We start from the raw sequence: 20,654 nt of genomic DNA on the forward strand, positions 1-20,654 counted from the left end.
AGTCCGGACATGACCGTGGGCCCGCACCGGGAGGTGCGGGCCCACGAGGTTCAGAGAGTGGGCGGAGCGAGGGGCCTCAGTGGTGGCCGCCGCCCTGCTGTTCGTCGCGGCGGCGCTGCCACCGCTCTTCGATGCGGTTCATCATCGAGCGTCGCTGCCGGGTCTGACGACCGTGTCCGGCCGCCGCTCCCGTCGCCTGTTCGCCCGGCTTGGGCGCCTTGCGCCATCCGGTGACCGCCAGGACCGCGCAGCCCAGCATGACGAGGAACCCCACCACGCTGATCCAGATCTGCTGAGCGACCATTCCGGCCATGAGGAGCGCGATACCCACCAGGAAGCCGGCGACTGCCTGGTAGACCCGTCGCCGGGTGTACGTACGCAGTCCGCTTCCCTCGAGCGCTGTCGCGAACTTGGGATCTTCGGCGTACAGCGCTCGCTCCATCTGCTCGAGCATTCGCTGCTCGTGCTCCGAGAGCGGCACGGAGTCCTCCTAGTCGTCGGTCGCGGGGGCGACCGGTTGCGGCCCTTTCAGGATAGGCAGGGAATCGCCCCCGTGAAACCCGCCCTCAATACCAAATCGCCAATCCGGGCCGCCATGCGGTTCGGATGCTGAGGCGTTGATTCCCCAGCCCCCTGCCCGTCATGCCGGATCGTGTCCCCCGATCATACGGCGACATGTCCCCGATCGGGCGGGCTGTGGCGTACTGCATCTGCGGCTGCGTCGCTGCTCAGCGGGCCCGGCCGTGCCCCGTGGCCGAAGCGCCGGGGCACCGCCGGGCGGGTGGGGTCAGGCGGGCTTCTCGCCCAGGACGTGGAGCTGGGTCGCGATGGCGTGGAAAGAGGGCAGTTCCGCCGCCGCCGCTTCGAGGCGGAGCAGGGCCTCGGCGGCGCCCGGTTCGGTGTCGACGAGGACGCCGGGGACCAGGTCGGCGAAGACCCGCACGCCGTGGACGGCGCCGACGGCGAGCCCGGCCTCGGTGGCGAGCTCGGTGAGCTGCTCGGCGGTGAAGCGCCGGGGCACCGGGTCGCCGGCGCCCCAGCGGCCGGCCGGGTCGCTCAGCGCGTGCCGGGCCTCGGTGAAGTGGCCGGCGAGGGCGCGGGCCAGGACGGCGCCGCCGAGCCCGGCGGCGAGCAGGCTGAGGCTGCCGCCGGGGCGCAGCGCGGCCACGGCGTTGCGCACGCCCTCGGCCGGGTCGTCCACGTACTCCAGGACGCCGTGGCACAGGACGGTGTCGAAGCGCTCGCGCTCGACGACGTCGAACAGTCCGCGGATGTCGCCCTGGACTCCCTGGACCCGGTCGGCGACACCGGCCTCGGCGGCCCGCCGCTCCAGGGCGAAGAGCGCGTTGGGGCTGGGGTCGACGACGGTGACCCGGTGGCCGAGGCGGGCCACCGGGACCGCGAAGTTGCCGGAGCCGCCGCCGGTGTCGAGGACGTCGAGGCGGTCGGTCCCGGTGGCCTCGACCCGGCGGTCCAGGGCGTCTTTGAGGACGTCCCAGACGACGGCGGTGCGCAGGGAGGCGCGCGACGGGCGCGAGGTCGCCTCTCGACCGGAGACGGGGGAAGGGTCCGACACGGCTGTTGACTCCTCGGTGACGGGTGCGAACGTCCCCACCCTATGGCCTCGGGCCCGGTCCTCTGATCATCCCGTGGCCTCCTCGGCGCCGGGCTGGCGCGGCAGCACCGGGTGGAGCACGAGCAGCCGCTCGACCAGGCGCAGGAACACGGCGGCGTCCCTGAGCAGGTCGTCGGCGTCCCGCGCGGTGGCGGCGCCGGTGATCCCGGCCTCGGCGCGGGCCCGGCGGTCGGCGCCGGAGGCGAAGAGGGCGCTCCACTCGGTGAGCTCGGGGGCTATCTCGGGCAGCACCTCCCAGGCGCTGCGGATGCGGGCCCGCTTGCGGGGGTCGCTCTCGGGCCTGCCCCGGGCGGCGAGCACGGCGGCGGCGGTGCGCAGGGCGGCGAGGTGGGCGGTCGCGTACCGCTCGTTGGGCACCTCGAGCGCGGCGGCCTCGTCGAGTCCGGCCCTGGCCTTGGCGAGCAGGTCGAGGGCGGCGGGCGGTGCCGAGGTGCGGCGCAGGACCGGGTGGATGTCGGACGCGGGTCCGGGCTGGACGGGGGCGGGGCGACTGGTACGGCGCCGGGGTGTGGCTGCGGCGGAGTGGCCGGCCATGACGAGCCTCCTGTCGTCGGGTGACGGCGCTGTGGCCGTATGTGTTCATCGTGCCCGCCCCCACTGACAATCACGCTGACCTGGGTTTTTGCCTCCCGGCGGCCACAGCGGTAAGTTTTTGCACTGACTGGTCAGTTCAAAGAGTGTCGTGTTCTGAAGAGGGGGATCGTGGAAGCGCATCCGGACGAGCCGCACGGCGCCGCCGTCGTCGCGGAGGGATTCGGTCTGAAGGGCCCGCGCGGCTGGGCGTTCCGCGGCGTCGGCTTCGAGGCCGCGCCCGGCAGCCTCGTCGCGATCGAGGGCCCCTCCGGCTCCGGCCGCACCTGCCTGCTGCTCGCGCTCACCGGCCGCATGAAGGCCCACGAGGGCCACGCCGAGGTCGCCGGGCACCGGCTGCCGCGCAAGATGGCGGCCGTCCGCCGGATCAGCGGGCTGGGCCCGGTGCCCGGTGTCAGCGACCTCGATCCGGCCCTCACCGTCGCCGAGCACCTGCGCGAGCGGGCCCTGCTCCAGCGCCGCTTCGACGGGTCCCTGAAGGCCCTGCTGCGACCGCCCTCCGAGCGGGCCGCCGCGGCACGGGCCCGGATCGACGAGGCCCTGACGGCCGTCGGCCTGGACCTGGACGCGCTGCCGAAGGGCGAGCGCACGGCCGTACGGGACCTGGAGCGCCTGGAGGCGCTGCGGCTGTCCCTCGCCCTCGCCCTCATCGGCCGGCCCCGGCTACTCGCCCTGGACGACGCCGACCTCAAGCTGTCGGACACCGCCCGCGCCGAGGCGTGGTCCCTGCTGCGGTCGATCGCCGAGGCCGGCACCACCGTCCTCGCCGTCTGCAGCGAGGCCCCCGAGGACGCGCTGCGGATCTCCACGGCCGACACCACCGGCGACGCGGCCGGCCCGAAGAGCGGGACGACCGCCTCGGAGACCGGGACGGAGCCGGAGACGGAGCCCGATCCGGAGCCCGCCACGGAGCCCGCCACGGAGTCGGACACCAAGCCCGCCCCGGACACCGAGACGCAGACCGACGAGACGAAGACCGACGAGACGAAGACCGAGAAGGGGGACGCCGATGCGCTCGCCTAGGCTGGCCGCGCTCGAGCTGAAGCGGTTCGGCAGGGGGAAGCTGCCGCGGGCCGCGCTCGTCGCCATCCTGCTGCTGCCGCTGCTGTACGGCGCGCTGTACCTGTGGTCGTTCTGGGACCCGTACAGCAGGCTCGACAGGATCCCCGTCGCCCTCGTCAACGAGGACCGCGGTGCCACCGCCGACGGGAAGAGGATCACCGTGGGCGCCGACATCACCGAGAGCCTGCGCGAGAGCGCCGTCTTCGAGTGGCACGAGGTGAGCGACGCGCAGGCGCGCCAGGGCGTCGAGGACGGCACGTACTACCTGTCCCTGACCATGCCGTCGGACTTCAGCGAGCGGATCGCGTCCAGCTCCGGCGACTCGCCCGAGACGGGCGCCCTGAAGGTCCGGACGAACGACGCCAACAACTACATCGTCGGCCAGATCTCCCGCACGGTCTTCTCCGAGGTGCGCACCGCCGCCTCCACCAAGTCCTCCCGCACCTTCCTGGACAAGATCTTCATCTCCTTCTCCGACCTCCACGACGCCACGGAGGAGGCCGCCAAGGGCGCGGGCGACCTCAAGGAGGGCGTCGACAAGGCGAAGGCCGGCTCCAAGGACCTGGCCGACGGCCTCAAGGACGCCAAGAAGGGCAGCGGCGAACTGGCCTCCGGCATCAAGAAGCTCGACAAGGGCGCCAAGGACCTGGAGATCGGTTCCCGCAAGGTCGCCGACGGCACCCAGCAGCTCGCCGACAAGGTGAACGGCACCGCCGACAAGGTCCGCCCCTATCTGGCGAACAACGGCAAGTCCATCCGCGACACCGCCCGGCTCGTCTCCGACTCGGCGACCGCCGTCCGGAACAACCTGGACGACCTGGTGCGCCGTGCCCCGATCGCCCGCAGCGCCGCCCACAAGGCCGACGAGGAGCTGTCGGCGTACTACCGCGAGCACTGCACGACCGCGCTCGACCCCCTGAAGGACACCAAGGGCTGCGAGCTCCTCAAGAAGGCGTCGGTCAGCGCCGGCGACGTCGCGACGATCGCCGACGACCTGCACGAGCTGACCAAGGACAGCAAGGGCGACCTGAAGACCCTGGACGCCCGGCTCGCCAAGCTCAAGAAGGACGCCGACGAGCTCGCCCGGCGCTCCCCGCGCCTGGACGAGGACATCGCGGGCGCCATCAAGAAGATCAACGAGCTCAACAAGGGCGCCCAGCAGGTCGCCGACGGCGCCGACCGGCTGCACACCGGCCTCACCAGCGCCCGCGGCGGCTCGGCCGGCCTGGACACCGGTGTCGGCAAGCTGAAGAAGGGCGCGGGCGCCCTCGACGGCGGCCTGTTCAAGCTGGCCGACGGTTCGGGCGAGCTGGCCACCGGTCTCAGCGACGGCGTGAAGAAGATCCCCGACTACGACAAGAACGACCGCGACCGCCGTACCGAGGTGATGGCCGACCCGGTCAAGCTCGCCGCCCAGTCGATGCACAAGGCGCCCAACTACGGCACCGGTTTCGCCCCGTACTTCATCCCGCTCTCCCTCTGGGTCGGCGCGATGGTCGCGTACATGATCATCCAGCCGCTCAACCGCCGCGCCCTCGCCGCCGGCGCCTCCGCCTGGCGGATCGCGCTCGCGGGCTGGCTCCCGGTCGCCGCGATCGGCGTCGCCCAGGTGACCGCGCTGATGTCCGTGCTCCACTGGGGCCTCGGCCTGCAGATGGCGAGGGCCGCCGGCACCGTCGGCTTCCTCGTCCTGGTGACCTGCTGCTTCGCGGCGATCATCCAGTGGCTGAACGCCAAGTTCGGCGCGGCGGGACGCATCCTGGTGCTCGCGGTGCTGATGCTCCAGCTCACCTCGGCGGGCGGCACGTACCCCGTGCAGACCAGCCCGGGCTTCTTCAACGCGATCCACCCCTACCTGCCCATGACGTACGTGGTCGAGGCGCTGCGCCGGCTCATCACGGGCGGCGGCATCGGACCGGTGTGGCAGGCGTGCGCCGTCCTCACCGCCTTCACGGTGGGCGCGCTCGCCCTGACCGCGCTCTCCGCCCGCCAGAAGCAGGTGTGGACGCTCGACCGGCTCCACCCCGAACTGTCCCTGTGAGCCCCGTGGCGACCGGCGGACCTGTGAGAATCGACCCCATGGACAGCAGCAGCACCAGACGGCAGGCCACCCGCGCCAAGCTCTACGAAGCGGCCGTCACCCTCATCGCGGAGCAGGGCTTCTCGGCGACGACGGTCGACGAGATCGCCGAGCGGGCGGGCGTGGCCAAGGGCACGGTCTACTACAACTTCAAGAGCAAGACCGAGCTCTTCGAGGAGCTGCTGCGGCACGGGGTCGCCCTCCTCACCGCCTCCCTGCGGGCGGCGGCCGAGGAGACCGCCGGGCGGGGCGGCACGCGGGTCGAGGCGCTCGACGCGATGATCCGGGCCGGTCTGGTCTTCATCGACCGCTATCCGGCCTTCACCCAGTTGTACGTGGCCGAGCTCTGGCGCACCGGACGGGCCTGGAACTCGACCCTCCTGGTGGTCCGCCAGGAGGCCGTCGCGGTGGTGGAGGGCGTGCTGCGCGAGGGCGTGGCGGCCGGTGAGCTGAGCGACGAGATCGACGTGCAGCTCACGGCGTCCGCCCTGGTCGGCATGGTCCTGGTGGCCGCCCTCGACTGGCAGGCGTTCCAGAGCGAGCGCTCCCTGGACGACGTGCACGCGGCGCTCTCGCGGCTGCTGCACGGGCGCGTCGGCGGCCGCTAGCGGCTCCGGCCCCGCCCGTCCCGCCCCGGAGACGAAAGACGCCGGTCCGGCGAGGCTCGATCCCCCCGAGCCTCGCCGGACCGGCGCTTCTTGCGATCCCCCGTGTCCCCCGGTTTCCCGGGGCTCCCCCGTCCCCCGTGTCCCCCGTACCGGCAGGCGCGCGGCCCCGTTCCGCCGCCCCGTGCCGGCGGTCCGGGAGCCGCGCCCCTTCCGTGCGCTCCACTCTCCCTTCCGCGCAGGTCACGGCCCATCCGTGTGCCTACTCATCTCGCGCCCTAGGTACGGGTACTCAGAGCTGGCTACGATCGCGGACGTGTCCGTACTCCCCCTGGTCTTCACGAGCGGCTGGGCGAGCGGGATCAACGCGTACGCGGTGGTCCTGCTGCTCGGCGTCTTCGGTGCCACCGGCCTCACCGACGAGGTGCCCGAGGCGCTGCAACGGCCCGACGTCCTGATCGCCGCCGGTGTGCTGTTCCTGTGCGAGGCGGTCGCGGACAAGATCCCGTACGTCGACAACGTGTGGGACTCCGTCCACACGGTGATCCGGCCGCTCGCCGGGGCGGTGGTCGCCGCGCTGCTCGCCGGGCAGTCGGGTTCGCTGCCCGAGCTGGCGGCGGGCGCGGTCGGCGGCTCGACGGCCCTGATGAGCCACTTCGTCAAGGCCGGGACACGGATGGCGATCAACACCTCGCCCGAACCCTTCTCCAACATCGCCGTGTCCACGGCGGAGGACCTCGGGGTGGCCGGAGTCGTCACCTTCGCGATCTTCCATCCGGTCGCGGCGGCCGTCATCGCGGCCGTGCTGCTCGTCGGCGGCCTGGTGACCCTGGCCTTCCTCGCCCACCGCATCCGCCGCTTCCTGCGGCGCCGGGCCCAGCGCCGCGAGGAGAAGCGGATGGCGGCGGCCGGCCGGCCACCTTCCGGCTGAGGTGTCGGAGGGGGCCGATACAGTCCCTGACATGGCACGGATTGTGGTGATCGGCGCGGGTCTCGGCGCCATGGCGGCAGCCGCCCGGCTGGCCGTGGCGGGCCACCGCGTGACGGTGTACGAGAGCGGCGGGACGTACGGGGGCGGGGTCCGCCGGTTCGAGCGGGACGGGTTCGGTTTCGACACCGGCCCCGGTCTGCTGCATCTGCCCGCCGTCTACCGCGATCTGTTCGTCAAGACCGGCAGGCAGCCGCTGGAGGAGTGCGTGACGCTCACCCAGGTCGATCCGGCGAGCCGTCATGTCTTCGCCGACGGCACCCGCGTCGATTTGCCGAACGCCTCGCGCGCGGGCACGGTCGCCGCCCTGGACGCGGCGCTCGGCGCGGGCGCCGGCGAGCGCTGGGGCGACTTCCTGGTCCGGGCCCGCGAGGCGTGGGACCGCACCCGCCGCCCGCTCCTGGAGGAGCCGCAGCCCGCGGACCCGGCGGCGCTGGGCCGCGAGCCCTATCCGGCGCTCAAGGCGGGCCTGCTGCGCCGCGCCACGACCACGCTGGCCCAGGTCGGCGCGCGGGAGCTGCGCGATCCTCGGCTCGCCGCGCTCCTGGACGCGTACGCGTGGAGCTACGGCTTCGACCCGGCCGCCGCCCCGGCCGCCGCGGCCGTGCTGCCGTACATGGAGCAGACCTTCGGGACCTGGTACGTGGGCGGCGGCATCCGGGCGCTGGCGGACGCGGTGTACGAGCGGTGCCGGCAGCGGCGGGTGGAGTTCGTGTTCGACGTGCGGGTCGAGGAGGTCCTGGAGAAGGACGGCCGGGCGTGCGGCGTCCGACTGGCCGGCGGCGAGGCCGTCGAGGCCGACCAGGTGGTGTCGGGCGCGCCGGTGCCCGGGCTGCGTCCCGGCCTCGCCCCGCGCGTGCAGGCGCTCGGTACGGGCCGGGTGACGGTCTGTCTGGCCCTGCGCGGCGCCCGGGAGTCCGGCGCGGTCCACCGCACGGTCGTGCACGGCTCCGGCGATTCGCCCACCGTGACCGTGCTGCGGCCGGGCGATCCGGCCCTGCGGCCGGACGACGCCCACGAGTCGGTGACGGTCACCTCGACCGTCCGCACCGGGGCGGGGCAGGACTGGGGCGCGGTCGCCGAGCGGATGCTGCGGCAGGCCGAGGCGGCCGTGCCGGGGCTGCGGGAGCGGCTGCTCTGGCAGGAGGTCCGCACCCCGGAGGACACGCTGCGGGAGACCGGCGTCGCCGAGGTGCCGGGACCGGCGCTCGCGGGCGCCGGCGGGCGGTATCTGCCGGCGGCCAACGTCTCGCCGCTGCCCGGCCTGCACGTCGCCGGCGGCTGGTCCCACCCCGGCGGCGGGCTCGCCCACGCCGGGATGTCGGGCGCGCTGGTCGCCGGCCTGATCGTCGAGGGAGCGGACTTCCGCGGCTCGCAGTAGCCGCGGAAGCCACCGGGGGCGCGGAGGTCGGGGACGAGGCGTCAGGGACGGGGCTGCGGCTGGTCGTCGCCGTAGCCGTAGTAGCCCTGCTGCTGCTCCTGGTAGGGCGCCTGCTGGTCGGTGTCCCGCTGCTGCGGGACCCAGACGCCGCCGGGCGGCGTGTCGTAGGCGTAGGAGGGCGGATACGGGTCGGCGTAGGGCTGCTGGTAGCCGCCGCCGTCGTACGGAGCGGGCGCGTCGTTGTACTGCTGCCCGATGTACGGGTCGGAGTAGGGCGCGTAGCTCTGCGGGCCGCCGGTGCCGTAGTCGTACGCGGGCTGCTGCTCGTACCCGGTGGAGGCGTACGGGTCGGCGCCGGCGTACTGCGGCTGCTGCTGGTCGTAGGCGGTGCCGTAGACGGCGTACTGGCCGGTCTCCTCGGGCAGGGGCTGCGGCTCGTACACCGCCGTGGTCTCGGCGGCGGTCTCCGCCGGGCTCCCGTCCTGGCCGACCGGCTCGTACGCGAGGTCGCTGACCTCCAGGGTCGGCCCCTCCTTCGCCGGCGCGGCGGACCTGCGGCGGCGGCTGGCGCCCGGACTGCCGCCCAGGGCCCAGCCGGTGGAGAAGCCGCGCCGGAAGGAGAGGGTCACATAGGTCTGGCCGACGGCGAAGGCGGCGGCTCCGAGGATGATGACCAGCACCGACGGCAGCAGCACGCCGAGGACCACGCCGAGGAAGCCGCCGAAGGCGAGCAGCCGCCAGCGCAGCCGCGCCTTGTACTGCAGGAGCACCTCACCCAGCAGCCACAACGCCACGACACCGAACGCGATGTAGAGGACCGTCCACCCCATGCCCGCCCCTCTCCTACGGCCACCGCCGCGGGTCGGGGCGGGTACGGCCGGTCACGACTGCTGCTGCAGTCCGAGATTCTCGTAGATCTCGAGCGTCGCCCTGGCGTTGTTCAGCGTGATGAAGTGCAGTCCGGGGACACCCTCGGAGAGCAGACGCGCGCAGAACTCCGTCGCGAACTCGATGCCAATGGAGCGTACAGCGGCCGGATCGTCCTTGACGGCGAGGATCCGTTCTTTCACGTTCTCCGGGAAGACCGCGTTGCTCAACTGGGGCAGTCGCTCCAGTGTCCGCACGCTCACCACGGGCATGACCTCGGGGATGATCGGGGTGTCGCAGCCCGCCCGCTGGACGCTGTCGCGCAGCCGCAGATACGCCTCGGGGTCGAAGAACATCTGCGTGATCGCGTAGTCGGCGCCGGCCCGGCACTTGTCCACGAAGTGGCGGACGTCCGTGTCCCAGTCGGTGGAGCGCGGGTGCATCTCCGGGAAGGCGGCGACGCCCACGCAGAAGTCGCCCGACTCCTTGATCAGCCGGACGAGGTCGGCGGCGTAGCGCACGCCCTCGGGGTGGGCGACCCACTCGCCGAGCGGGTCGCCCGGCGGGTCGCCGCGCACGGCGAGCATGTTCCGGATGCCGGCGTCGGCGTACTGGCCCAGGATGTTGCGGAGCTCGGCGATCGAGTGGTCGACGGCGGTGAGGTGCGCGACCGGGGTGAGGGTGGTGTCGGAGGCGATCTTCTGGGTGGCCTTGACGGTGCCTCCGCGGGTGGAGCCGCCGGCGCCGTAGGTGACGGAGACGAAGCTCGGACCGACCGCCTCGATCCGGCGCATGGCGTTCCAGAGGCTCTGCTCGCTCTTCTCGGTCCGGGGCGCGAAGAACTCGAAGGAGTACGAGGTGCCACCGGAGGCGAGGATGTCGCGGACCGTGCGTGCACGGTCCGAGCGGACGGAAGCGGTACCAAGGGCCATAAGGGCAGGTTAGACGCGGTCTACGAACGGGGTGAAGCCGAGTCCGCCCTGTGGACACGTTTCAGGACAGCCGGGCGCCGCCCGGGCCCGCCCGGACCGGGACGATCTACGCGGGACGGGGGACGGCCGGGGCGCGCGGGCCGGGGACGGGGGCGCGGGGGGCGCGTTACGCGAGGCGCTCGCGGACCCGCTTGGCGAGGGCGGCCGCGGCGGCGGCCGGGTCGTCGGCCTCGGTGATCGCGCGGACGACCACGATCCGGCGGGCGCCGGCGTCCAGGACCTCGTCCAGGTTGGTCTCGTCGATGCCGCCGATGGCGAACCAGGGCCGGTCCTGGGCCAGGCCCGCCGCGTACCGCACGAGGCCGAGGCCCGGCGCGTACCGCCCCGGCTTGGTCGGCGTGGGCCAGCAGGGCCCGGTGCAGAAGTAGTCCACGCCCGGCTCGGCGGCGGCCGCGGTCACCTCCTCCTCGGCGTGGCAGGAGCGGCCGATCAGCACCTCGTCGCCGAGGATGGCCCGGGCCGCGGGCACGGGCAGGTCGCCCTGGCCGAGATGCAGCACGTCGGAGCCGATGGCGTGGGCGACGTCGGCCCGGTCGTTGACGGCCAGGAGCTTGCCGTGGCGGCGGCAGGCGTCGGCGAGGACGGCCAGGTGCTCCAGCTCCTCGCCGGCCTCCATGCCCTTGTCACGGAGCTGCACGATGTCCACGCCGGAGGAGAGCACGGCGTCCAGGAAGGCGGGCAGGTCGCCCTGCCGCTTGCGGGCGTCGGTGCAGAGATAGAGCCGGGCGTCGGCGAGCCGGGCGCGAGGCGTGGACATGGTCGGTTCCCCCCTGGTGGGTGGTGCCGGTGCCGGGTCGGCCGAAAGGGGCCGGCCCGGCACCCGCGGGTGCTGTCATGGGGCCGCTCGGCGAGCGTCCCCGGTGCGACGACGGTCAGTGCGCCCGTACGTCGCCGGTCAGACGGCGAGCGCCTGGGCGCGGCGCTTCACCTCCGTGCCGCGATTCTCGCCGAGGGCCTGCGCGGGGGTGCCGGGCAGGCTCGGGTCGGGAGTGAAGAGCCACTCCAGCATCTCTTCGTCGGTGAAGCCGTCGTCCCGCAGGAGCGTCAGGGTGCCCGCGAGGCCCTTGACGACCTTGCCGTCCTGGATGAAGGCGGCAGGCACCTGCAGCGCCTTGTTCTCCCCACGGCGCACGGCGATGAGCTGGCCCTCCTTGACCAACTGCCGCACGCGCGTCACCTCGACGTCGAGCATTTCCGCGATGTCGGGGAGGTAGAGCCAGGCGGGGACGAGAGCATCGATCTTTGCGTCAATCTCGGTCACGGGACAAGCGTGCCATCCCGGACTGACAGCCGGTAGTCGGGCCCTACCGGACTGCCGCCTTCAGAGGTACGGAGGGATCCGCCGCCCGGGTCGGATCGACGGCCGCGCCCTGCTCGATCAGCCGGCGCCCCTGGGCCAGGTCGCGGGGCCGGCCCACCGCGAGCAGCGCCACGAGGGCGTCGCCGCGCAGCCAGAGCACGGTCCACGCCTCGTCGGCGGGGTCGCCGCGCCAGAGCAGGGTGTCGGCGGCGCCGTGGTGCCCGGCGTACTGGACGAAGCGGCCGAACTGCTCGGACCAGAAGTAGGGCACCGGGTCGTAGGGCGCGGCGGCCTCGCCGAGGATGTCGGCGGCGACGGTGCGGGGGCCCTGGAGGGCGTTGTCCCAGTGGTGGACGAGGAGCCGTTCGCCGTAGCGGGCGGACGGGAAGGAGGCGCAATCGCCGACCGCGTACACGTCGGGCAGCGACGTGCGCAGGTGCGCGTCGGCGGTGAGCGCGCCGCTCGGGTCGAGCGCGGCGCCGGATCCCGCGAGCCAGCCGGTGGCGGGACGGGCACCGATGCCGACGACGACGGCGTCGGCGGGGAGGACGCGGGGCTCGGCGGAGTCGGGCGAGTCGTCCGTGAGGACGACGCGGCCCTCCTCGACGTGCCGCACGCGCGCGTGCAGCCGGAGTTCGGTGCCGCTCTCGGCGTACCAGGCCGCCATGGGGGCGGTCACCTCGGCGGGCAGGGCGCCGGCGAGGGGCCGGTCCGCGGCCTCCACGACGGTGACGGCGCAGCCGGCCTCGCGGGCGGCGGTGGCGAACTCGGCGCCGATCCAGCCGGCGCCGACCACGACGATGTCGTGCCGGCGCTCCAGGACCGGCTTGAGGCGGGCGGCGTCGTCGAGGGTGCGCAGCAGGTGGACGCCGGGAACGCCGTCGCTGCCGGGCAGCGTGAGCGGGTGGGCGCCGGTGGCGACGACGAGCGTGTCGTACGGGACGGGGCCGGCCTCGGTGTCGACCTCGTGGTCCGCGGCGCGCAGGCCGGTGACCTCCACGCCGAGGCGGAGCTCGACGTCGAGGGCCTCGAAGTCGATGTCGAAGGCGGAGTCCTCGGCCTTGCCGAGCAGGACCGCCTTGGAGAGCGGCGGCCGGTCGTAGGGCTGGTGGGGCTCGGCGCCGATGAGGGTGACGGGGCCGGTGAAGCCCTGTTCGCGCAGCGCGACGGCGGTCTGGACGCCCGCCATCCCGGCGCCGACGATCACGACGCGCCGGCCGGTGCGCCGCTCGCCGGGCGCTTCGGTCTTTCCGGGTACGGCGGACCCAGCGGGCGCGCCGGTGCTGCCGGCGTCCCCAGGGGCTCCGGGCGCACCGGTCCTTCCGTGGTCTCCGGGACCGTCGGCCGTCCGGGCGGCCGTCGGTGCGTCGGCGCGTTCACCGGCGCGCCGGCCGGTCGGCTCCCCGGTGGGCCCGCCGGTCCGCGCGCCGCTCTGCTCGCTCTTCTGCTCGCTCACACGGCCACCTTACGCATCTGACGGCCCGTCAAGAAGGGAGGGGTCCTGTGGCGCTCCGCCTCCGGCGGTTAGTCTGGCGGCCGTAAAGCACTCGCGGGAGCCCGGACGCACCGGGCTGAGAGGGAGGCTGTCCGGCCTCCGACCGTACGAACCTGATCCGGGTCATGCCGGCGAAGGGAGGGGCTGGACGCCCATGTCGCGTACACGCGGTACCAGCAGCACGTTCGACGTCCTCGTCATCGGGGGCGGCATCATCGGCCTGGTCACGGCCTGGCGGGCCGCGCAGCGCGGACTGCGCACCGCCGTGGCCGACCCCGAACCGGGCGGCGGGGCCGCCCGGGTGGCGGCCGGGATGCTCGCCGCCGTCACCGAACTGCACTACGGCGAGGAGACCCTCCTCGGCCTCAACCTCGCCTCCGCCCGCCGCTACCCCGACTTCGTCGCGGAGCTCGCCGAGGCCACCGGCCACGACGTCGGCTACCGCGCCTGCGGCACCCTCGCCGTCGCGCTGGACGCCGACGACCGGGCCCACCTGCGCGAACTGCACGCCCTGCAGACCCGCTGCGGGCTCGCCTCGGAGTGGCTGAGCGGGCGTGACTGCCGCCGCCTGGAGCCGATGCTGGCACCCGGCGTGCGGGGCGGGCTGCGCGTGGACGGCGACCACCAGGTCGATCCGCGCCGGCTCGCCGACGCGCTCGTGGCCGCCTGCGAGCGGGCCGGGGTGGCCTTCCACCGGTCCCGGGCGGAGCGGCTCACGGTGGTGGGCGACCGGGCCCGGGGCGCGGTCCTGGCCGACGGGTCCGAACCGGCGGCGGACCAGGTGGTGCTGGCCGCGGGAAGCCTCAGCGGCCGGCTCGACGGCGTACCGCCGGACGTGCTGCCGCCCGTGCGGCCCGTGAAGGGGCAGGTGCTGCGGTTGCGGGTGCCGCCCGCGTACGCGCCGTTCCTGTCCCGGACGGTCCGGGCGGTGGTGCGCGGCAGCCAGGTCTACCTCGTCCCGCGCGAGAACGGCGAGCTCGTCGTCGGCGCCACCAGCGAGGAGCTCGGCTGGGACACCACGGTCACGGCGGGCGGGGTGTACGAGCTGCTGCGCGACGCGCACGAGCTCGTACCCGGCATCACCGAGCTGCCGCTCACCGAGACCCGCGCCGGGCTGCGGCCCGGCTCCCCCGACAACGCGCCGCTGCTCGGCCCGAGCGCCCTGCCCGGCCTGCACCTGGCCACCGGCCACTACCGCAACGGGGTGCTGCTCACCCCCGTCACCGGCGACGTCATGGCGGAGGCGCTCACCACCGGCACGCTGCCGGACGAGGCGCGCCCGTTCACCGCCCGTCGCTTCCTCCCCGCGCACCTGGAGCACGCATGAACGCATCCGTGAACGTGTCCGTCAACGTCTCCGTCAACGGAGAGGCCCGGACCCTGCCGGGTCCGCTCTCCCTCGACGCCCTCGTCGCCACCCTCACCACGGCCTCGGCCGGGGTGGCCGCCGCCGTCAACGAGACCGTCGTGCCGCGCGGCCGGTGGGCCACGACCGTGCTCGGCGAGGGCGACCGGATCGAGGTCCTGACCGCGGTGCAGGGAGGGTGAGCGCGATGTCCGACGACGTCTTCCTGCTCGGCGGTACGGAGTTCTCGTCCCGCCTGATCATGGGCACCGGCGGGGCGCCCAGCCTCGACGTGCTCGAACGCTCCCTCGTCGCCAGCGGCACGGAGCTGACGACCGTGGCCATGCGGCGCCTCGACCCGAACGTGCGCGGCTCGGTCCTGTCCGTCCTGGAACGGCTGGGCATCCGCGTCCTGCCGAACACGGCGGGCTGCTTCACGGCGGGCGAGGCGGTCCTCACGGCCCGGCTGGCGCGGGAGGCGCTCGGGACGAACTGGATCAAGCTGGAGGTCATCGCCGACGAGCGGACCCTGCTGCCGGACGGCGAGGAGCTCCTCTCCGCGGCCGAGACGCTGGTCGACGACGGTTTCGTCGTGCTGCCGTACACGAACGACGACCCCGTGCTGGCCCGGAAGCTGGAGGACGTGGGCTGCGCGGCGATCATGCCGCTGGGTTCGCCGATCGGCTCCGGCCTCGGGATCCGGAACCCGCACAACTTCCAGTTGATCGTGGAGCGGGCGGGGGTGCCGGTGATCCTGGACGCGGGGGCGGGGACGGCGTCGGACGCGGCGCAGGCGATGGAGCTGGGGTGCGCGGGGGTGATGCTCGCGTCCGCGGTGACCCGCGCGCAGGAGCCGGTCCTGATGGCGGAGGCGATGCGCCACGCGGTCGAGGCGGGCCGCCTGGCGCACCGGGCGGGCCGCATCCCGCGCCGCCACTTCGCGGAGGCGTCCTCCCCCCACGACGGCCGCGCCCACCTGGACCCCGAACGCCCGGCCTTCTGAACCGGCGTTTTCCTCCCCCACCCCGCCCCTTCCCGAAACCCTGCCGGGGGCTGGTGGGGGCTTTCCCGGGGGCTCCGCCCCCGGCCCCCCGGACCGCCACCGGGCTCAGCCCCACCCGTTGTGGGCATTCGTCCCGCAGGGCGGGACGGGTGGGCACAACGCCACGAGGGCGGCGCCCGGCACCAGGGCCCGGGCACGCACGAGGGCGGCGCCCGGCACCAGGGCCTCGGCCCGAGGGTCCGGCGTCGGCCCGGGCCGGCGGGTGCGTCACAGGTGCGCTGCAACCCCGTAGGGGCGGGCCGGGAGGGTGGGGCGCACTCGTAGACTCGACGGGTGGACACGACCCTTCAGGACCCCCTCGTCGGGCGGCTGCTCGACGGCCGCTACCGCGTCGACGCGCGTATCGCCGTCGGCGGGATGGCCACGGTCTACCGGGCCGTGGACACCCGTCTGGACCGGGTGCTCGCGCTCAAGGTGATGCACCCGGACCTGGCCACGGACGCCGCGTTCGTGGAGCGGTTCATGCGGGAGGCCAAGTCCGTCGCGCGCCTGGCGCACCCCAATGTGGTCGGGGTCTTCGACCAGGGCGCGGACGGCGCGTACGTGTATCTGGCGATGGAGTACGTCGCCGGCTGCACCCTGCGCGACGTGCTGCGCGAGCGCGGCGCACTCCAGCCGCGGGCGGCGCTGGACGTCCTGGAGCCGGTGCTCGCCGCGTTGGGGGCCGCGCACCGGGCCGGGTTCGTGCACCGGGACATGAAGCCGGAGAACGTCCTGATAGGGGACGACGGCCGGGTGAAGGTCGCCGACTTCGGCCTGGTCCGGGCCGTGGGCTCGGCCACCGACACCACCGGCTCCGTCCTCGGCACCGTGTCCTACCTCGCCCCCGAGCAGATCGAGCACGGCACCGCCGACACCCGCGCCGACGTCTACGCGTGCGGTGTCGTCCTCTACGAGATGCTGACCGGCACCAAGCCGCACTCCGGGGACACCCCCGCCCAGGTCCTCTACCGGCACCTGAACACCGACGTGCCCGCGCCCTCCGCCGCCGTCGCGGGGCTCCCCACGGAACTGGACGAGCTGGTGGCGGGCGCCACCGCCCGCGACCCCGAGGGCCGCCCGTACGACGCGGTCGCGCTGCTCGCCCTGACCCGCGAGGCGCGCGCCGCCCTCAACGACGAACAGCTCGACGCCGTACCGCCGCAGGCCCGCGCGCAGGAGCGGACCCACACCGAGGACCGGACCAGCGTCATCCCGCGCGTCCGGCCGCTGCCCGTCGAGCACACCAGCCGGCTGCCCGCTCCCCCGCCGCCTCCCCCGTCGTCGACGGCCCGGCGCGGAGCGCCCCGCGGGCCGCTGCTGATCGTCGCCGCCGTCCTGCTGGCCCTGGGCCTCGGGGCCGGCGTCTGGTACATCAACTCGGGCCAGTTCACCCGCGTCCCCGCCGTCCTCGGCCAGACCGAGGACCAGGCCACCCGCCGCCTCGCCGACGCGGGTCTCGACGTGGGCACCACCCGGCGCGCGTACAGCGACGTGTACGAGCGCGGCACGGTCATGGCCGTCGACCCGGCGCCCGGCGAGCGGATCCGCGGCAACGGCTCGGTGACGCTCACGCTCTCCCGCGGCCCGCGGATCGTGAAGGTTCCGAACCTCAAGGGCACCCCGCTCGCCGAGGCGAAGAAGGTCCTGGCGGACGAGGGTCTGGCGCCGGGCGTCGTCACGTACGCCTTCAGCCGGTCCGTCGCCCAGGGCGCGGTGATCGGCTCGGACCCCGAGCCCGGCACCGAGCGGAGCCCGGACTCGGCGATCGCCCTGGTCGTCAGCAAGGGCGTGCCGATCGAGATCCCGGACGTCACCGGCGAGTCGGTCGGGGACGCCACGGCCACGCTCCAGGCGGCCGGCCTGAAGGTGGCGGTGGCACCGGACCGGATCCACTCCGCCGAGGACGCGGGCGCGGTCGCCGCGCAGTCCCTCGCGGAGGGCAGCCGGGCCGCCAGGGGCGACACGATCACCCTCACGGTCTCCAAGGGTCCCCGGATGGTCGAGGTCCCGGACGTCCTCGGCATGAAGACGGACGAGGCCCGCGACGAGCTGGAGGCGGCCGGCTTCCAGGTGAAGGTCGAGAAGACCTTCCCGTTCCTCGGCGACACCGTCACCGGCCAGTCCGTCGAGGGCGGCGCGAACGCCGCCGAGGGCTCGACCGTCACCATCACGATCAAGGGACTGTAGACACTCATGCGCAACCCCGTCGGCGGTCATGTCCCCGTGGCCGGCGGCCTCGCCAGGACCGGTCTCGGCTACGCACGCGAGCTCGGGGCCGAGGCCGTGCAGGTCTTCGTCGCCAACCCGCGCGGCTGGGCGACCCCGGTCGGCAACCCGGCCCAGGACGAGCTGTTCCGGGCCGGCTGCGAGGCCGAGGGCATCTCGGCCTGGGTCCACGCCCCGTACCTGATCAACTTCGGTTCCCACACCGAGGCGACGGTGGAGAGGTCGGTGGAGTCGCTGCGCCACTCGCTGCGGCGCGGCCGGCAGATCGGCGCGAGGGGCGTGGTGGTGCACACCGGCTCGGCGACCGGGGGCCGTCCGCGCGCGGAGGCGCTCGCGCAGGTGAGGGAGCGGATGCTGCCGCTCCTCGACGAGCTGACGCACGACGACGACCCGTTCCTGCTCATCGAGTCGACGGCCGGGCAGGGTTCCTCGCTGTGCTCGCGGGCGGAGGACTTCGGCCCGTACTTCGACGCCCTGGAGCGGCATCCGAAGCTGGGCATCTGCCTCGACACCTGCCACATCTTCGCCGCGGGCCACGATCTGACCGGGCCGGACGGCGCGACCCGCACGCTCGACGAGCTGGTGGCGGTGGTCGGCGAGGGGCGGCTGAAGCTGATCCACGCCAACGACTCGAAGGACGTCGTGGGCGCGCACAAGGACCGGCACGCGAACATCGGCGCCGGTCACATCGGCCAGGAGGCGTTCGGGAATCTGCTGGCCCATCCGGCCACGGAGGGCGTGCCGCTGATCATCGAGACGCCGGGCGGGACGCAGGGGCACCGGGCGGACGTGGAGCTGCTGAAGAAACTGCGTTGAGGAATACCCTAGGGGGGTATACGGTTCCTGTGTACGGAGGAACCGCTACCCGAGCTTGGGGGCACCCATGCAGCACGACGCGCACGCCCACCATGAGCATCACCAGCACGGCAAGCACCACGAGCAGCACCCGCACCACGAGCACGGCCACGCACACGGCCACGGCCACGCACACGGGCACGGCGAGGTCTCCTGGGCCATGGCCGCCAAGGCGACCCTGCACTGCCTCACCGGCTGCGCCATCGGCGAGGTGCTCGGCATGATCATCGGTACGGCGCTGGGCTGGGGCAACGTCCCGACCATGGCGCTGGCGATCGTCCTGGCGTTCTTCTTCGGCTACGCCCTGACCCTCTGGGCCGTCATGCGCGCCGGCGTGAGCCTCAAGGCGGCGATCGGTGTCGCCCTGGCCGCGGACACGCTGTCCATCACCGTGATGGAGGTCGTCGACAACGGGGTGCTGCTGCTGGTCCCCGGGGCGATGGACGCGCACCTCTCGGACGCGCTGTTCTGGGGCGCCCTGGCCTTCGCGTTCCTCGTCGCCTTCGTGATCACGACCCCGGTCAACAAGTGGATGATCGGCCGCGGCAAGGGCCACGCCGTCGTCCACCAGTACCACTAGGACTCAGGACCACGAGGGCTCAGGACCGCTAGAGCTCGGGGCCGTCGCCCGGCTCCTCCTGGTACGAGTAGCGCTGCTCCCGCCACGGATCACCGATGTTGTGGTAGCCGCGCTCCTCCCAGAAGCCGCGCCGGTCGGCGGCCATGTACTCCACGCCCCGGACCCACTTGGGCCCCTTCCAGGCGTAGAGGTGCGGCACCACGAGCCGCAGGGGGAAGCCGTGCTCCGCGGTGAGCGGCTCGCCGTCCTTGTGGGTGGCGAAGATCGTCTGCTCGGAGGCGAAGTCGGACAGGCGCATATTGGCGCTGTAGCCGTACTCCGCCCAGACCATCACGTGCGTGACGTTCGGCGCGGGCGGGGCGAGCTCCAGGATCGTCCGGGCGAGCACCCCACCCCATTCGGCCCCCAGCATGCTGAACTTCGTCACGCAGTGCAGATCGGCCACGACGGTGGCGAAGGGCAGCGCCGAGAACTCCTCGTGGTTCCAGCAGCGCTTGTCACCGTCGGCGGTCGCCCCGAAGACCCGGAACTCCCAGCGCTCCGGCTTGAAGCGGGGGACGGGGCCGTAATGGGTGACCGGCCAGCCGCGCTGGAGCCGCTGTCCCGGCGGAAGCTCCGACGCCGCCGACGCTCCTTCTTCGCGGCGTGCTCCGCCCTCCGGCTGACCCATGTCATCCATGGTGACAGACCGCGAGGGGTGGTCATGACCAGCCATGCCCCCGCCATCCCATAGATATTCTGACAAATAAGGCAACCCACAGTAAGCCTGCACTTACTGGACGCCACCCATTCGCGCTGCAAGGATGCGGCCATCCTGCCCAGTGGCGGCACCGACATGCGTGGAAGGATCCTGAAGCTATGCAGGGCGACCCCGAGGTCCTCGAGTTCCTCAACGAGCAGCTGACCGGCGAGCTGACGGCGATCAACCAGTACTGGCTGCACTACCGCATCCAGGACAACAAGGGCTGGACCAAGCTCGCCAAGTACACCCGCGAAGAGTCCATCGACGAGATGAAGCACGCGGACAAGCTGACCGAGCGCATCCTGATGCTCGACGGCCTGCCCAACTACCAGCGGCTCTTCCACGTCCGGGTCGGCCAGACGGTCAAGGAGATGTTCGAGGCGGACCGCCAGGTCGAGGTGGAGGCGATCGACCGCCTCAAGCGCGGGATCGAGGTCATGCGGGCCAAGGGCGACATCACCTCGGCCAACCTCTTCGAGGAGATCCTGGCGGACGAGGAGCACCACATCGACTACCTCGACACGCAGCTCGAGCTGATCGAGCAGCTCGGCGAGGCGCTCTACTGCTCCACGCTCATCGAGCAGCCGAGCTAGGCGGCCTCGGAGAGACCTTCGGCGAGGTCCTCCACGGCGGCGACCTCGGCCGTCAGAGCCGGCATTCCCTGGTCCAGGAGTTCACGTCGGGGGCAGTTGCCGCGCCCGAGAATGGCCTGAATGCGCCGTACACACGAACCGCAGTCCGTGCCCGCCTTGCAGGCCGAGGCGATCTGGCGGGGCGTGCAGGCGCCGGCCTCGGCGTGCTCCTTGACCTGCTTCTCCGTGACTGCGAAGCACGAGCAGACGTACACCGGTTCACCTCCCGCCG

The 20,654-nt window shown here is 73.4% G+C and carries 22 protein-coding genes and 1 riboswitch; of the genes, 12 read left to right on the forward strand and 10 right to left on the reverse strand.

Features of this window, described 5'->3' with window-relative positions; translation table 11 throughout:
* Window positions 1-76 precede the first annotated feature (76 nt).
* The 3 genes from ABZ135_RS14030 to ABZ135_RS14040 all read right to left on the reverse strand — a co-directional run bounded on the left by ABZ135_RS14030 (window position 77) and on the right by ABZ135_RS14040 (window position 2,170).
* Window positions 77-481 carry a DUF3040 domain-containing protein gene (locus ABZ135_RS14030; protein ID WP_356695247.1) on the reverse strand — a complete coding sequence of 135 codons (405 nt, stop codon included), beginning with the start codon at window positions 479-481 and terminating at the stop codon, window positions 77-79.
* 306 nt (window positions 482-787) lie between these two features.
* On the reverse strand, window positions 788-1,576 hold the full coding sequence (locus ABZ135_RS14035) for a methyltransferase (RefSeq protein WP_356695249.1): 789 nt from the start codon (window positions 1,574-1,576) through the stop codon (window positions 788-790).
* A gap of 66 nt (window positions 1,577-1,642) precedes the next feature.
* On the reverse strand, window positions 1,643-2,170 hold the full coding sequence (locus ABZ135_RS14040) for an SAV_6107 family HEPN domain-containing protein (protein WP_356695251.1): 528 nt from the start codon (window positions 2,168-2,170) through the stop codon (window positions 1,643-1,645).
* 168 nt (window positions 2,171-2,338) lie between these two features.
* Between ABZ135_RS14040 and ABZ135_RS14045 the strand changes: the two genes are divergently transcribed.
* The 5 genes from ABZ135_RS14045 to ABZ135_RS14065 all read left to right on the forward strand — a co-directional run bounded on the left by ABZ135_RS14045 (window position 2,339) and on the right by ABZ135_RS14065 (window position 8,343).
* Entirely contained in the window at window positions 2,339-3,250 is a 912-nt protein-coding gene (locus ABZ135_RS14045) for an ATP-binding cassette domain-containing protein (protein WP_356695253.1), read from the forward strand.
* Window positions 3,237-5,330: a YhgE/Pip domain-containing protein gene (locus ABZ135_RS14050; protein ID WP_356695255.1), complete on the forward strand. Its 2,094-nt coding sequence runs from the start codon at window positions 3,237-3,239 to the stop codon at window positions 5,328-5,330. The genes ABZ135_RS14045 and ABZ135_RS14050 overlap by 14 nt, the downstream gene beginning before the upstream one ends.
* Before the next feature lie 38 nt (window positions 5,331-5,368).
* Window positions 5,369-5,977 (forward strand): TetR/AcrR family transcriptional regulator, encoded by a 609-nt coding sequence (locus tag ABZ135_RS14055; RefSeq protein WP_356695257.1) that lies wholly within the window; start codon window positions 5,369-5,371, stop codon window positions 5,975-5,977.
* 313 nt (window positions 5,978-6,290) lie between these two features.
* Window positions 6,291-6,905 carry a DUF4126 domain-containing protein gene (locus tag ABZ135_RS14060; RefSeq protein WP_356695259.1) on the forward strand — a complete coding sequence of 205 codons (615 nt, stop codon included), beginning with the start codon at window positions 6,291-6,293 and terminating at the stop codon, window positions 6,903-6,905.
* Window positions 6,906-6,936: 31 nt separating this feature from the next.
* Entirely contained in the window at window positions 6,937-8,343 is a 1,407-nt protein-coding gene (locus ABZ135_RS14065) for an NAD(P)/FAD-dependent oxidoreductase (protein WP_356695261.1), read from the forward strand.
* Window positions 8,344-8,384: 41 nt separating this feature from the next.
* Here the strand turns inward: ABZ135_RS14065 and ABZ135_RS14070 are convergent, their stop codons facing one another.
* The 5 genes from ABZ135_RS14070 to ABZ135_RS14090 all read right to left on the reverse strand — a co-directional run bounded on the left by ABZ135_RS14070 (window position 8,385) and on the right by ABZ135_RS14090 (window position 12,709).
* Window positions 8,385-9,173, reverse strand: a complete 789-nt coding sequence (locus ABZ135_RS14070) for a hypothetical protein (protein WP_356695263.1) — start codon at window positions 9,171-9,173, stop codon at window positions 8,385-8,387.
* Window positions 9,174-9,224: 51 nt separating this feature from the next.
* Complete coding sequence (gene metF / locus ABZ135_RS14075; RefSeq protein WP_356695265.1) at window positions 9,225-10,142, reverse strand: methylenetetrahydrofolate reductase [NAD(P)H]; 918 nt, start codon at window positions 10,140-10,142, stop codon at window positions 9,225-9,227.
* Between the two features lie 166 nt (window positions 10,143-10,308).
* The gene (thiE, locus tag ABZ135_RS14080) at window positions 10,309-10,959 is read right to left on the reverse strand and encodes a thiamine phosphate synthase (protein ID WP_356695267.1); all 651 of its coding nucleotides are present in this window, start codon (window positions 10,957-10,959) and stop codon (window positions 10,309-10,311) included.
* A gap of 138 nt (window positions 10,960-11,097) precedes the next feature.
* The gene (locus ABZ135_RS14085) at window positions 11,098-11,463 is read right to left on the reverse strand and encodes an Rv2175c family DNA-binding protein (RefSeq protein WP_356695269.1); all 366 of its coding nucleotides are present in this window, start codon (window positions 11,461-11,463) and stop codon (window positions 11,098-11,100) included.
* A 43-nt stretch (window positions 11,464-11,506) separates the two neighbouring features.
* On the reverse strand, window positions 11,507-12,709 hold the full coding sequence (locus ABZ135_RS14090) for an FAD-dependent oxidoreductase (RefSeq protein WP_356695339.1): 1,203 nt from the start codon (window positions 12,707-12,709) through the stop codon (window positions 11,507-11,509).
* A gap of 332 nt (window positions 12,710-13,041) precedes the next feature.
* A riboswitch (TPP riboswitch) is annotated at window positions 13,042-13,154 on the forward strand.
* On the opposite strand from ABZ135_RS14090, the gene thiO reads away from it, so the two are divergent.
* The 6 genes from thiO to ABZ135_RS14120 all read left to right on the forward strand — a co-directional run bounded on the left by thiO (window position 13,152) and on the right by ABZ135_RS14120 (window position 19,048).
* Complete coding sequence (gene thiO, locus ABZ135_RS14095) at window positions 13,152-14,324, forward strand: glycine oxidase ThiO (RefSeq protein WP_356695271.1); 1,173 nt, start codon at window positions 13,152-13,154, stop codon at window positions 14,322-14,324. (Overlaps the previous riboswitch by 3 nt.)
* On the forward strand, window positions 14,321-14,545 hold the full coding sequence (gene thiS / locus ABZ135_RS14100; protein ID WP_356695273.1) for a sulfur carrier protein ThiS: 225 nt from the start codon (window positions 14,321-14,323) through the stop codon (window positions 14,543-14,545). The genes thiO and thiS overlap by 4 nt, the downstream gene beginning before the upstream one ends.
* Before the next feature lie 5 nt (window positions 14,546-14,550).
* Window positions 14,551-15,345 carry a thiazole synthase gene (locus ABZ135_RS14105; RefSeq protein ID WP_356695275.1) on the forward strand — a complete coding sequence of 265 codons (795 nt, stop codon included), beginning with the start codon at window positions 14,551-14,553 and terminating at the stop codon, window positions 15,343-15,345.
* 333 nt (window positions 15,346-15,678) lie between these two features.
* Entirely contained in the window at window positions 15,679-17,574 is a 1,896-nt protein-coding gene (pknB, locus tag ABZ135_RS14110; RefSeq protein ID WP_356695277.1) for a Stk1 family PASTA domain-containing Ser/Thr kinase, read from the forward strand.
* Window positions 17,575-17,580: 6 nt separating this feature from the next.
* Window positions 17,581-18,429 carry a deoxyribonuclease IV gene (locus tag ABZ135_RS14115; protein WP_356695279.1) on the forward strand — a complete coding sequence of 283 codons (849 nt, stop codon included), beginning with the start codon at window positions 17,581-17,583 and terminating at the stop codon, window positions 18,427-18,429.
* 67 nt (window positions 18,430-18,496) lie between these two features.
* Window positions 18,497-19,048 (forward strand): DUF4396 domain-containing protein, encoded by a 552-nt coding sequence (locus ABZ135_RS14120; RefSeq protein ID WP_356695281.1) that lies wholly within the window; start codon window positions 18,497-18,499, stop codon window positions 19,046-19,048.
* A 28-nt stretch (window positions 19,049-19,076) separates the two neighbouring features.
* Here ABZ135_RS14120 and ABZ135_RS14125 read toward each other — a convergent pair whose 3' ends face one another.
* Window positions 19,077-19,718, reverse strand: coding sequence for a sulfite oxidase-like oxidoreductase (locus tag ABZ135_RS14125; RefSeq protein WP_356695283.1), 642 nt, complete (start codon window positions 19,716-19,718; stop codon window positions 19,077-19,079).
* A 188-nt stretch (window positions 19,719-19,906) separates the two neighbouring features.
* Here ABZ135_RS14125 and bfr point away from each other — a divergent pair, with 188 nt between their 5' ends.
* The gene (gene bfr / locus ABZ135_RS14130) at window positions 19,907-20,383 is read left to right on the forward strand and encodes a bacterioferritin (RefSeq protein ID WP_309549481.1); all 477 of its coding nucleotides are present in this window, start codon (window positions 19,907-19,909) and stop codon (window positions 20,381-20,383) included.
* Here bfr and ABZ135_RS14135 read toward each other — a convergent pair.
* A complete protein-coding gene (locus ABZ135_RS14135) occupies window positions 20,380-20,637 on the reverse strand; it encodes a (2Fe-2S)-binding protein (RefSeq protein ID WP_356695285.1) in 258 nt (85 codons plus the stop codon). The two genes, bfr and ABZ135_RS14135, sit on opposite strands and share 4 nt — an antisense overlap.
* Between the last annotated feature and the right edge of the window lie 17 nt (window positions 20,638-20,654).

Origin of the sequence: Streptomyces sp. NPDC006339, from assembly GCF_040612775.1 — a bacterium.
Taxonomy (GTDB): Bacteria; Actinomycetota; Actinomycetes; order Streptomycetales; family Streptomycetaceae; genus Streptomyces.

Excerpts from the sequence above, each read along its gene's own strand:
- ABZ135_RS14040 (WP_356695251.1), bottom strand. The coding sequence starts at position 2,170 with ATGGCCGGCCACTCCGCCGCAGCCACACCCCGGCGCCGTACCAGTCGC.
- ABZ135_RS14050 (WP_356695255.1), top strand. The coding sequence starts at position 3,237 with ATGCGCTCGCCTAGGCTGGCCGCGCTCGAGCTGAAGCGGTTCGGCAGG.
- ABZ135_RS14055 (WP_356695257.1), top strand. The coding sequence starts at position 5,369 with ATGGACAGCAGCAGCACCAGACGGCAGGCCACCCGCGCCAAGCTCTAC.
- ABZ135_RS14065 (WP_356695261.1), top strand. The coding sequence starts at position 6,937 with ATGGCACGGATTGTGGTGATCGGCGCGGGTCTCGGCGCCATGGCGGCA.
- ABZ135_RS14070 (WP_356695263.1), bottom strand. The coding sequence starts at position 9,173 with ATGGGGTGGACGGTCCTCTACATCGCGTTCGGTGTCGTGGCGTTGTGG.
- metF (WP_356695265.1), bottom strand. The coding sequence starts at position 10,142 with ATGGCCCTTGGTACCGCTTCCGTCCGCTCGGACCGTGCACGCACGGTC.
- thiE (WP_356695267.1), bottom strand. The coding sequence starts at position 10,959 with ATGTCCACGCCTCGCGCCCGGCTCGCCGACGCCCGGCTCTATCTCTGC.
- thiO (WP_356695271.1), top strand. The coding sequence starts at position 13,152 with ATGTCGCGTACACGCGGTACCAGCAGCACGTTCGACGTCCTCGTCATC.
- thiS (WP_356695273.1), top strand. The coding sequence starts at position 14,321 with ATGAACGCATCCGTGAACGTGTCCGTCAACGTCTCCGTCAACGGAGAG.
- ABZ135_RS14105 (WP_356695275.1), top strand. The coding sequence starts at position 14,551 with ATGTCCGACGACGTCTTCCTGCTCGGCGGTACGGAGTTCTCGTCCCGC.
- ABZ135_RS14115 (WP_356695279.1), top strand. The coding sequence starts at position 17,581 with ATGCGCAACCCCGTCGGCGGTCATGTCCCCGTGGCCGGCGGCCTCGCC.
- ABZ135_RS14120 (WP_356695281.1), top strand. The coding sequence starts at position 18,497 with ATGCAGCACGACGCGCACGCCCACCATGAGCATCACCAGCACGGCAAG.
- ABZ135_RS14125 (WP_356695283.1), bottom strand. The coding sequence starts at position 19,718 with ATGGGTCAGCCGGAGGGCGGAGCACGCCGCGAAGAAGGAGCGTCGGCG.
- bfr (WP_309549481.1), top strand. The coding sequence starts at position 19,907 with ATGCAGGGCGACCCCGAGGTCCTCGAGTTCCTCAACGAGCAGCTGACC.